The sequence below is a fragment of the Pseudomonas sp. AC229 genome (assembly GCF_979254655.1).
This window is the reverse complement of the sequence record NZ_CEEDHK010000010.1, coordinates 179062-190674: the sequence shown is the minus strand read 5'-3', so window position 1 is coordinate 190674 and position 11613 is coordinate 179062. Positions and strand designations below refer to the sequence as shown.

Below are 11613 nucleotides of genomic sequence, written 5' to 3'. Positions count from 1 at the left end.
GTCTGCACTCAGTAGCTTTGTCACAGGGCGCGAAGCATCACGCTTCATGAATCCAGGTCTGTCGTTACCAGGAAGGGCGCGACAGGCATGGGGATCGACGCGAGTTGATCCAGTTGTCGGTTACAGGAGTGGCCGGCAACACCCGGGGATACCCACCTGTGATCTTGGAGATAAAAACAATGAAAAGTTTCAAACAGCTCGCTCTTGCTGCAGCAGTACTGGCTGCACCTTTCATGGCTCAAGCCGATCTGCGCGCAATGGATGATTCCGCGCTGTCGAGCGTAACCGGCCAGGACGGGATCAGCATCTCCGGTAACTTCGGCGGTAGCGTTGGTAACGTGAAGTACACCGACAACGACACCGGCGGCGGTAGCTTGAACATCACCAACGTAGGCTTCACCGGCTTCACCATCTCCGACGCCAACCCGCTGAAAATCGACGTAGTAACCACCTCTATCGGTGGCACCGACACTCAGCAACTGGCCATCAGCCTGCCAAACATGACCGGTACCGTGTCGGTCGGCGGTATCTACGTGGGCGGTACTTACGCCAACGGCGCAACCACCGGCGCTGCCAGCATCGGCTCGCTGGCGATCTCCGATATCAACATGGCGGGCACCACCGTCAAGGTATGGGGACACTGAGTTAGCAACACCCCTTGCTAACCCGAAGCCTTATCGGTACGCGCCGGTAAGGCTTTTTCCAATACTCAGATTTAAAACGCGTCGAGCGACGGTCAGGCTTTTTAACGAGGCATGGCCGAAGCGCAGACGGTTTTTGGACCTGTAATGATCGAAATTCTGATTGGCAGCTTGCTGGGCGTACTGGGTTTCACCGAAGCGGTGGACACCAAACCGCCGGCCCAGGGCACGGTCAACCTGACCCAACAGCTGACCCCCGGCATGCCCATGCGTGAGTCGGTGACGCTGGAGCCCATGAGCCAACTGCAATTTCGCAACGTCATCCGTCAGGCCTACGACTACAGCTGTGGTTCGGCGGCGCTGACGTCCATGCTCGACTATTTCCTGGGCCGCGACTTACAGGAACGGCAAGTCATGGAAGGGCTGTTGCGCTACGGCGAGGCCGACAAGATTGTTGAGCGGCGGGGCTTTTCCCTGCTGGACATGAAGCGTTTCGTGGCCGCGCTTGGCTACAAAAGCGGCGGTTTCCGGGCGGCGTTTTCCGACCTGGATGAGCTTGAGCACCCGGCCTTGGTGCCCATCGAATATGCCGGCTTCAAGCATTTTGTGGTGGTTCGCGATGTGTACAACGAGCACGTGTTCGTCGCCGATCCGGCGCTGGGCAACATCAGTTTTACCCGCGCGCGCTTTGAAGAAATCTGGGACCAGAACGTGTTGTTCGTGATTTATCCCAGTGGCCAGGAACCGAAAAACGCCATGGCCTTGACCGAGAAAGACCTGCGTCTGGTGGACGACCGCACCGTAAGCCTGCTGGCGTTTCGCGAGTTTCCCCAGATAACCAAATTCACCACGAACCAGGCCGACGAGCTGGGTTCGGGCGGCGACATTCGCCACATCCGCCGCAAATAGCAGCACCTGAAAAACATAAAGGCCAACACGTACGGCAAGACCTGCCCGGCATAACAAAAAAATAACTGGGGATTGGCGTCATGGGGATTAAGGGAGTGGCCTGCGTGGCCATGCTGACGCTAACGCTGAGCGCGCCTGCCTGGAGCGATGAGCCATCGGTAGACGAAGCCCGCGAAGCCTTGAGCAAAAAAGAAGACGATGCCGACAGCTCCAAGGCCTTGGCCGAGGTGTTTCAGGCCGCCGAGAAAAGCTACACCTTGCTCAAGCAAGGCGAGCGCACGTTGACCTACGGCTTCGATTATTCACTGCTGCGCGATACTCAGATCACCACGTACCGCACCGGCAACAACGTCTACAGCGTGATCGGCGAAAGCGAAGCGCAGCACACCTTCACCAACTCGTTCACCTTTGACTACGGCGTGTGGGACAACCTCACCTTCAGCATGCGCATTCCGCTGATCGCCAAGTACGACACCGAGCGCGACCTCAACGTGTACAGCCTCGGCGACCTGTCGGCCAGCCTGCGCTGGCAGCCGTGGGCCTCCCACCGTGGCAAGCCGGTGACCACGTTGTACGGCACCATCGGCTTGCCAACCGGCACCAGCCCTTACGAAATCAACCCCGAGCATGACCTGTCCACTGGCAACGGCTTTTACAGCATCGGCGGCGGGGTGAACGTGTCGTACGTGATCGACCCGGTCGTGCTGTTCGGCTCGGTCGGTTACACCTACAACGTGCCGGCCAATGTCGATCAGGAGCGCGGCGGGCGGCATCTGGAAAAGGTCGATCCGGGTTCGAGCATGTCCATGAGCATGGGCTTTGCCTACGCGCTGTCGTATGACGTGTCGTTGTCCACCTCGTACCAAATGGCGCAGACCTTCAAGCCGACCTACACCTTCTCCGACACCACGCTGGAGGGCAAAGAGCAAACCAGCGCCTTGATGAACTTCTCGCTGGGCCTGCGCACCTCGCCCAATTACATCGTCAACATCAATGCCGGGTTCGGCATGACGGAAGACTCTCCCGACGTACTGCTGGGGGTGTCGATGCCACTGGATATTCAGGGTTTAAAGGCCCAATAAGCCAGGAGCGACCACCGTCATGACGATCAGAACGTCGCCGCAGGTGTGGGCGATTTCCGGGCTCTGCTGGCTTGCTGCCGGGACTTACACCGGCTCGGTGCAGGCGCAACTGGCCAACGATTTGACCATCGGCAACCCCAAAGCCATGGCCATGGGCAACGCCGTGACCGCCGATTCCACCGGCATCGACGCCGTGCACTACAACCCGGCCGCGCTAACCAAACTCAAAGGCCGGCAGAGCACCATCAAGCTGCTCAGCGGCGTGATGGACATTCGCGCCAAATTCAGAGCGCCGCCCGACTACGGCAGTAACACGCTGGGCTTCGACGACGACCCGATAAAGAACTCCAGCAGCCGCACGCTCACGCCGGTGATGTACTTGCCGGGCATGGGCGGCATGACCGAGCTGCCGGTGCTGATGGCGCCACTGGCCGGGGTTTCCATCAACCCGCCCGGTTCGAAATTCACCTTTGCCACCAACATTTATGCACCGATGGCCCTCGGGTATTCGCGCGACTCGGGCGACGACGCCGGGCGCTACCAAGGCAAGGAAGTGGCGTTGCAGCGCATCACGTATTTCTCGCCGTCTGTGGGCTATCAGGCCAACGACACGCTGGCGCTGGGGTTGTCGGTGGGTTTCTCGCACCAGGCGATGGCGCTGAACCAGGATTTTCGTAATCCGGGGATGCTCACGGGCGTGGTGCGGATGCTCAACCAAGCCATCTGCCAGCCCGGCATCGACGACATCCTCAGCCCATTGATCAACCTGTGCGGCGGCAAGATCGGCCCCTACAGCACCTTGGCCAACATGGACCTGGACCTGCAACAGAGCCTGTCGCCGACCTACAACCTTGGCGTGTTGTGGGAACCCACCGACTGGTTCGCCTGGGGCGCGACGTACCAGAGCGAGGCGCGTATGCACCTTCAAGGCAAGTACCGCATGGAATACAGCAAAGACTGGCAAGGCTTCTGGTCCGGCCTGCAAGGCTCGGTATTCGGCCAGGTGCTCAGCCCGTTGTTCCCTTACGGCAACGCCAGTGAAGAAAGCGGCAACGCCTCGCTGAACATGGTGCTGCCCGATAACTTCAGTACCGGCATCAAGCTGCGGCCTTTCGACAAATGGCAGTTCAACTTCGACGCCAAGTGGAGCGACTACAGCGACTGGAACAAATTTGAAATCGAGTTCGACCGCGAGCTGGACTTGCTGCGCATCGCCAAGATTTTCGGCGGCGGCAACGCCACCGATCACTCGATCATTCTCGACCGAGGCTACCAAGACACCTGGAGCTTCGCCGTCGGCGCCCAGTACGACATCAGCGACCGCCTGGCCCTGCGTGCCGGCTACGAATACCGGCCCTCGGCGATTCCCAAAGACAAAGCCGACGTGCTGGTGCCCATCGGCGACGCCAACCTCTACGGCCTGGGCTTCGGTTATCGCTGGGACAAAGACACCACCATCGACTTCGGCTTTAACTACTTCGTGTCCAAACAAAGCATTCCGGCGGGCACCAGTTGCAACGTCAACTGCACCGGCATCGACAACCTGGTCTACAACCCCTACGCCGACCTGGACATCGATACCACCGTGAAGGCGTACATCATGGCCCTGACCTACACCACCACCTTTTGAGGTCTGCTTATGCCGCGCATCGTTCTGCTCGCCGCACTGCTGCTGGCCGCCACCGCCGAGGCCGCGCCCGGCCGCTACCTGACCTGGGTGGATGACCAAGGGCGCGTGCACAACACCTTCGTTGACAGCCACTACAGCGAACAGCAACGCCAAGCCGCCAAGCGCATTACCCAAAGCGACCAGGAACGCATGAGCCAAGCGGGCGGCAGCCAGGGCACCACATGGCCCGGCGCGAAAAACAGCAACGAGAGCAAACGCCGCTACTTCACCTGGGTCGACGCCAGCGGCAACCTGCAAAACAGCTTCTACGCCGGTGCTCAGGTAGCGGGTGCCAAGAGCGACAGCCTGTTAGCCAACGGCGAGCGAACGGGCGACTACATCGACGCCGACGTGCTGGAAGGGCGCAACTTCGCCCGCCCGGAAAACGGCACGCCTTACTACACCTGGGTTGACGAGCAGGGGCGCATGCGCAACTCCGCCGTGCCGGGCAGCAACGCACCGCAGCGTGTGGAAGCCCCCTCGAACGTGCGCTACAGCGATGGCCGGCAAATCGAATTCAACAACAAAGGCAGCGTGCTGCCCGGCCTCGACGGTCAGCCCACCGCCGCCATGCAAGCACTGCTGGCCGGCAGCGGCGGGGGCGACAGCGACGGGCTGTACCAAAACCTCGTACAGCAATGCTGCGGTCAACTGGCCGAAGGCGACTTCACCGAACTGTCGAGCGACGAACCGCGCTACGAAGAGCTCAACCGTTTCTCCCCCAGCTTCAACTTCCCCATGGGCCGCAGCTACTACGCCGCCATGAAACTGCCCGCCGCCGGCCGCACCTATGGCCTGCGCGTGCGCAGTTTCGCCAACAAAAAAGTCGTCTACCCCTCGCTGCTATTCCTCGACGAAGCCAAACGCCCGACGCGCCTGGTGAGCGACGCCGTGTACCAACTGCACGGCGAAACCTGGTACCGCTACGCCTTCATCGAAGGCACCGTTCCGGTCAAAGCCGCGCAAGGCGAGCGCTACGTACTGCTGCTGACCACCGAAGAAGACAAACACTTGCAAACCCTCGACAACAAACCCTTCAAACGACCGCTGCAAGACCTGGCACTGGACGAAGCCGGCATGCAAAGCCACGCGCACAGCGACGAGGGTGGGTTCGAATTGGCGATCGTTAAATAGCGGCCCAGGCGGGATTTTCGTTTGCAGGAATCGCGACTAAAACGGAACGCTGCCCGGTCGCTCCAGGACCAATGCAACCTGTGGGAGCGACTTTAGTCGCGAGATGTTGATCTGGCCTTTGATCTCGCTCGTGATCTACCCGCCCCGTTCATCGCAGGCCGAGTGGAGTCGACGCGCAGGGGGGTGAGCGGCCGGGAGCCGCGAAAGGAACATCGGGCCATGGATGGCCCGTTGTGACGGCCCCCGGAGTGGCAGCGCAAGGAGGGGAGTCGGAGCGAAGCGCAGACCCAAGGTAGGGGCAAGCGCTTTGGTTACTTTCCCGCGACTTGGAAAGTGACTCGCGCGTAAGGCGCGAAACAAAACGTTCAGCGCACGCGGTAATGAATACCGCCGTACTTCACACCGTGCACGACTGAAAACTCTGGATCCCCGCCTGCGCGAGGATGACGGAGGTTTGGGCGACCATTGCGTTGTGCTTCGCTGAGTTCGGCGCATGCGGTGACAAATAGCGTCGCACTTCACACCGGTGTACGGCTTGAGATTCTGGATCCCGAATTGTCGGACCACCGCGTTCGCGAGGATGATGCTGGCCCTCCTGTGGGAGCGACTTCAGTCGCGATGCTTTTGATCGACATAAAAAAGCCCCGCAATCGCGGGGCCAAGGTCTTGCTTAGCACACACAGAATTCAAACCTACGCGGCATGCGCCCCCTGCGGGCTGCGCGGATGCTCCGCCTGCAAATAGGCACTCAACCGGCCTTGCTGCCCCGGCGTCATAAACAGCCCGAGCTTGCTGCGCCGCCACAGAATGTCCTGCGCCTCGCGGGCCCATTCCTCACGGCACAGATAATCGACCTCACGCCCATACAGCCCGGCGCCCAAATGTTCGCCCAGATCCTCAAGCGAGCTGGCACCCTCGAGCAGGGCAAAACTGCGGTTGCCATAGGTGCTGGCCCAACGCCGCGCCACCTGCGTCGGCAACCAGCCGTACTGATTACTCAGCGCCTCGACCAGCGCACTGCGGCTGCTCATCTGCTCACCGCCGGGCAACGGCGAGGCGGCGGTCCAGCTGGCGGTCATGTTGCTGAAGAAGGGCGCCAGTTGACTCATCGCCGACTCGGCCAATTTCCGGTAGGTGGTCAACTTGCCGCCAAACACCGACAACAACGGCGCGTCGCCCGGCTGCGCAGACAACGCCAGCGTGTAGTCGCGGGTAACGGCGGAAGGGTCGTCGGACTCGTCGTCGCACAGCGGCCGCACGCCGGAGTAGGTGTGCAGAATGTCCGCCTGGCTGATGGACTTTTTGAAGTGGGCGTTGACTACGTCGAGCAGGTACTGGGTTTCTTCCGGGCTGATCGCCACGTGCGCCGGATCGCCCTGATATTCGCGGTCGGTGGTGCCGATCAGGGTGAAGCGTTCCAGATACGGAATGGCGAACACGATACGGCGGTCTTCGTTTTGCAGGATGTACGCCTGCTCGCCGTCGTACAGGCGCGGCACCACGATATGGCTGCCCTGAATCAAGCGAATGCCGTAGGGCGATTTCTGCTGCAGGTCGTCTTTGATAAAGCGCGCCACCCAGGGGCCGGCGGCGTTTACCAAACCGCGTGCACGAATGGAGAACAGGCTGCCGTCGGCACGTTCCAGATGGATATGCCACAAGCCTTTACTGCGCCGAGCGCTGACGCAGCGGGTGCGGGTGTGTATGTGGGCGCCTTTTTCACGGGCGGCCATGGCGTTCAATACCACCAGACGCGCGTCGTCGACCCAGCAATCGGAGTATTCGAAACCGCGCGCAATTTCCGCTTTCAACGGGCTGCCGGCACCGAAGCGCAGGCCACGCGAGCCGGGCAACTTTTCCCGCTTGCCGAGGTGGTCGTACAAAAACAGGCCCATGCGAATCATCCACGCCGGGCGCAGGTGCGGGCGATGGGGTAATACAAAACGCATGGGCTTAACGATGTGCGGCGCCTTGGCCAGCAGCACTTCGCGTTCGGCGAGTGCCTCGCGTACCAGGCGGAATTCGTAATGTTCGAGGTAGCGCAGGCCACCGTGGATCAGCTTGCTGCTGGCAGAGGAGGTGTGTTGCGCCAGGTCGTCCTTTTCGCAAAGGAACACGGACAAACCTCGGCCCGCTGCGTCTGCCGCGATGCCCACACCATTGATGCCGCCGCCAACTACCGCGAGGTCATAGATTTCGGCAACCGAGCTGGTGGGGTTCTGCTTCGCGTGCATGGCAAGCCTCTGAAGTCGAAAGTGAACGTAGGAATGTTCGTTTCCGAAAATGGTAGCGGAATGTTTTGCCACTGACCAGTCGGGCGTGCGATTGCACGCCGAATGGCACCAGAGATTGCCGAAGGGCGGGGTTAAACCAGCTTGAGCTGCACTTTGTGCTGGGCCAGCAGACGGGCCAGCGCGGGGGAGGGCGTGTGGTCGGTAAACAACTGGTTGACCAGGCTGATGGAGCCCAGGCGCACCACGGCGTTGCGGCCGAACTTGCTCGAGTCGGCGGCCAGCAGCACTTGCCGGGCGTTGTCGATGATGGCTTGCGACACGCGCACTTCCTGGTAATCGAAGTCGAGCAGGCTGCCGTCGTCGTCGATGCCGCTGATGCCCATAAGGGCGAAGTCCACTTTGAATTGCTGGATGAAATCCACCGCCGTCTGCCCAACAATGCCGCCGTCGCTGCGCACCGTGCCACCGGCCACCAGCACTTCGAAGTCGGCTTTGTCGCTGAGCTGCGCGGCCACGTGCAGGTTGTTGGTGATCACTTTCAAACCACGGTGATTGAGCAGCGCGCGGGCAATGGCTTCGGTGGTGGTGCCGATGTTGATAAATACCGAAGCGTGGTCCGGCACCTGGGCGGCAATCGCCTCGGCGATACGCTGTTTCTCGTCACGCATCAGCCCGGCGCGCATGGCGTAGGCGGTGTTTTGGGTGCTTGACGCTTCGCTCGCCGCGCCGCCGTGGGTGCGCCGCAGCAGGCCCTGTTCGGCGAGCTGGTTGATGTCGCGGCGGATGGTTTGCGGGGTGACGGCAAAGGCTTGGGCCAGCTCGTCAATGCTGACGTAACCGCGTTCGCGGGCGAGGTCGAGAATGTCTTGCTGCCGGGGCGCCAGGGTCATTAAGGGCTTCCTTTTTTGCGCCGCATTATAGGCGCTCGGGCATCGGCTGGGGCGCCGTCTACAGGCGCTCGACTTTTGCCGGGTCTGCCTCTAAGGTACGCGAACTTTGTCGGAATTTTCACATTCGAACATGACCCCAGCCATCGACCTGTTAAAAAAAGCCGGCGCCGCCCATCGCGTGCTGAGTTACAGCCACGATCCGAAGGCCGCCTCTTATGGCTTGGAAGCAGCGGAAAAACTGGGCCTGGAGCCGGCCCAGGTGTTCAAAACCCTGCTGGCCGCCAGTGAGAAAGGTGAGTTGCTGGTGGCGGTGGTGCCAGTGGCGGGCACGCTGGATTTGAAAGCCTTGGCGCACGCTGCCGGGGTGAAAAAGGCCGACATGGCCGACCCGGCCGCTGCTCAGCGTTCTACCGGTTATTTGCTTGGAGGCATCAGCCCGCTGGGGCAGAAGAAACGCCTGCGCACGTTTATCGACGACAGCGCCAACCAGCACACCCACATTTATGTAAGCGCCGGCCGCCGTGGCCTGGAAGTGGAATTAGCTGCCGAGGTATTGGCGGCGCATTGCCAGGGGCAGTTTGCGGCCATTGGCCGCGAGTAAACGGTCGGTCCGTGGCGTCGCCTCGGCGATGTCCCCACCCAAAATAACAAGGAAGCGCAGATGTCCCAGTACCTTCTTGCCATCGATCAAGGCACCACCAGCAGCCGCGCCATTGTCTTCAGTGCCCAGGGCTCGCCGGTGTCTCGCGCTCAACAGGAATTCAAACAGTATTTCCCCAAAGACGGCTGGGTTGAGCACGACGGCGAAGACCTTTGGCTCAGTACCCTGAAGGTCTGCCGCGAAGCACTGCGTCAAAGCGGCTTGCAGGCGTCTGAAGTGGCCGCCATCGGCATCACCAATCAGCGCGAAACCACCTTGGTCTGGGACGCTGCGACCGGCACGCCGATTTATCCCGCCATCGTCTGGCAAGATCGTCGCACCGCCGATTACTGCGCGGGCTTGAAAGAGGCCGGGCACGAGGCAACCGTGGCGGCGAAAACCGGCTTGGTGATCGACCCGTATTTTTCCGCCACCAAGCTGCGCTGGATTTTGCAGAACGTGCCGGGCGCCCGGGAGCGCGCGGAGCAGGGCGAATTGCGCTTCGGCACAGTCGACAGCTTTCTGCTCTGGCGCCTCACCGGCGGCAAGTCGCATAAAACCGACGCCAGCAACGCCTCGCGCACCATGTTGTTCAACATCCACACCCAGCAATGGGACGCCGACCTGCTGGCGCTGTTCGACATCCCGGTCAGCGTGTTGCCGGAAGTGTTGGACTGCGCCGCCGACTTCGGCGTAACCGAGGCCAATTGGTTCGGCAGCAGCATTCCCGTGTTGGGCATGGCTGGCGACCAGCAAGCGGCGCTGGTCGGCCAGGCGTGCTTCCAGCCGGGCATGGTGAAAAGTACCTACGGCACCGGCTGCTTCATGATTCAAAACACCGGCAAGCAACCGGTGGTGTCGCAGAACCGCTTGCTGACCACCGTCGGTTATCGCCTGAAGGGCGAAGTGACGTACGCGGTAGAAGGCTCGATTTTCGTCGCCGGTGCGGCGGTGCAGTGGCTGCGCGATGGCATCAAGTTGATCAGCCATGCCCGCGACACGGAAGCGTTGGCCGAGCAAACCGGCGACGCCAGCGGTGTGTTTTTGGTGCCGGCCTTCACGGGCCTGGGTGCGCCGTACTGGGATCCAAAAGCTCGCGGCGCGATCTTCGGATTGACCCGCGACACCGGCATCAAGGAAATCGTCACCGCCGGCTTGCAGTCGGTGTGCTACCAAACGCGCGACTTGCTTGAAGCCATGCGCCAGGACGGCGCCGCAGCGCCCAGTGCCTTGCGCGTAGACGGCGGCATGGTCGAGAACAACTGGGTGATGCAGTTCCTCGCCGACATTCTCGGCGTGCCGGTGGAGCGTCCTGAAGTGACCGAAACCACCGCGTTGGGCGTTGCGTATCTGGCCGGCTTGCAAGCGGGCATCTATCCCGACCTCGACGCCATCGCCCAGCATTGGCACCGCCAGCATCTGTTTGGCCCACGCATGGCCACAGCCCATCGCGAGAAGCTCTACGCCGGCTGGCTGGACGCGGTAAAACGCGTGCGCAGCGACGGCTGATACGCCGGCTGTTGCGCTGGAAAAAGCGGCGGCTGTATCAGGCCGGCCGCTGACATTCTCGGTATCGTGAGCGCCTTCATCAGCTCGGAGCGCGCCCATGTCCCTCGCCTTTCACCAGATCGACGCCTTTACCCAGCGACCGTTTGCCGGCAACCCGGCCATTGTTTACCGGCTGGATCGTTGGCTGGACGAGGCGCGCATGCAGGCCATCGCCGCCGAGCACAACCTGGCGGAAACCGCATTCGTGGTGAAAGAGGACGAGGTCTGGCACATCCGCTGGTTCACGCCCGCGTGTGAAGTGCCGTTGTGCGGCCATGCCACGCTGGCCACGGCCTTCGCGTTGTTCACCGTGCATGGCGAAACCGCCGATCAACTGAATTTCACCTGCCAGTCGGGCGCACTGAGCGTGAGCCGCGAAGGCGAGCGGTTGGTGCTGAATTTTCCTAGCCTGCCCGGCGAACGCTTCGATGCCAGCGCGGCGATCAAAGCGGCGGTAAATGGGCCGATTGTTGAAGTGCTCAACACCGGCAAAGAGCTGTTGGTGGTGCTTGAAACCGAACAAGCGGTGCGCGACTGCCAACCCGACCTGGCTGCCGTTGCGCAGCTGCCGTGGCTGGGCATGATCGTCACCGCGCCGGGCGAGCGGCACGACTTCGTCTCCCGCTATTTCGCCCCGGCCATCGGCATTGATGAAGACCCGGTGACCGGCTCAATCCATTGCAGCCTGATTCCCTATTGGGCAGAACGTCTGGGCAAAAGCCAGTTCGAGGCATTCCAGTGCTCGGCGCGCGGCGGTGAGCTGTTTTGCCGTCTCGATGGCGAACGCGTGAGCATTGGCGGCCACGCGGTATTGGTGGCCAGCGGTACGTTGCATCTGTGACTGCGTACCGCTGAGCAGCCGGGCG

10 protein-coding genes are annotated in these 11613 nt (G+C 61.5%); 8 read left to right on the top strand and 2 right to left on the bottom strand.

Translation table 11 applies throughout. The annotated features are described in order from the left end of the window. Positions 1-179 precede the first annotated feature (179 nt). The 5 genes from AC0IW7_RS15570 (at position 180) to AC0IW7_RS15550 (ending at position 5435) form a co-directional block, all read left to right on the top strand. Positions 180-644 (top strand): DUF6160 family protein, encoded by a 465-nt coding sequence (locus AC0IW7_RS15570; RefSeq protein ID WP_108095687.1) that lies wholly within the window; start codon positions 180-182, stop codon positions 642-644. A gap of 144 nt (positions 645-788) precedes the next feature. Beyond that, positions 789-1550, top strand: a complete 762-nt coding sequence (locus AC0IW7_RS15565) for a C39 family peptidase (protein ID WP_463539270.1) — start codon at positions 789-791, stop codon at positions 1548-1550. Between the two features lie 80 nt (positions 1551-1630). After that, positions 1631-2632 carry a transporter gene (locus AC0IW7_RS15560; RefSeq protein WP_122495205.1) on the top strand — a complete coding sequence of 334 codons (1002 nt, stop codon included), beginning with the start codon at positions 1631-1633 and terminating at the stop codon, positions 2630-2632. 19 nt (positions 2633-2651) lie between these two features. Beyond that, complete coding sequence (locus tag AC0IW7_RS15555) at positions 2652-4262, top strand: outer membrane protein transport protein (RefSeq protein WP_471819206.1); 1611 nt, start codon at positions 2652-2654, stop codon at positions 4260-4262. A 9-nt stretch (positions 4263-4271) separates the two neighbouring features. Then, on the top strand, positions 4272-5435 hold the full coding sequence (locus AC0IW7_RS15550; RefSeq protein WP_471819205.1) for a MalM family protein: 1164 nt from the start codon (positions 4272-4274) through the stop codon (positions 5433-5435). Between the two features lie 692 nt (positions 5436-6127). Here AC0IW7_RS15550 and glpD read toward each other — a convergent pair. Both glpD and AC0IW7_RS15540 read right to left on the bottom strand, forming a co-directional pair. Then, a complete protein-coding gene (glpD, locus tag AC0IW7_RS15545) occupies positions 6128-7669 on the bottom strand; it encodes a glycerol-3-phosphate dehydrogenase (protein WP_471819204.1) in 1542 nt (513 codons plus the stop codon). A 131-nt stretch (positions 7670-7800) separates the two neighbouring features. Continuing rightward, positions 7801-8559, bottom strand: a complete 759-nt coding sequence (locus AC0IW7_RS15540) for a DeoR family transcriptional regulator (protein WP_122450480.1) — start codon at positions 8557-8559, stop codon at positions 7801-7803. A 130-nt stretch (positions 8560-8689) separates the two neighbouring features. On the opposite strand from AC0IW7_RS15540, the gene ybaK reads away from it, so the two are divergent. The 3 genes from ybaK (at position 8690) to AC0IW7_RS15525 (ending at position 11588) form a co-directional block, all read left to right on the top strand. Further along, positions 8690-9160, top strand: coding sequence for a Cys-tRNA(Pro) deacylase (gene ybaK, locus AC0IW7_RS15535; RefSeq protein WP_471819260.1), 471 nt, complete (start codon positions 8690-8692; stop codon positions 9158-9160). 60 nt (positions 9161-9220) lie between these two features. Further along, a complete protein-coding gene (gene glpK, locus AC0IW7_RS15530) occupies positions 9221-10708 on the top strand; it encodes a glycerol kinase GlpK (protein WP_122495215.1) in 1488 nt (495 codons plus the stop codon). Between the two features lie 97 nt (positions 10709-10805). Further along, positions 10806-11588: a PhzF family phenazine biosynthesis protein gene (locus AC0IW7_RS15525; RefSeq protein WP_471819202.1), complete on the top strand. Its 783-nt coding sequence runs from the start codon at positions 10806-10808 to the stop codon at positions 11586-11588. Positions 11589-11613 lie beyond the last annotated feature (25 nt).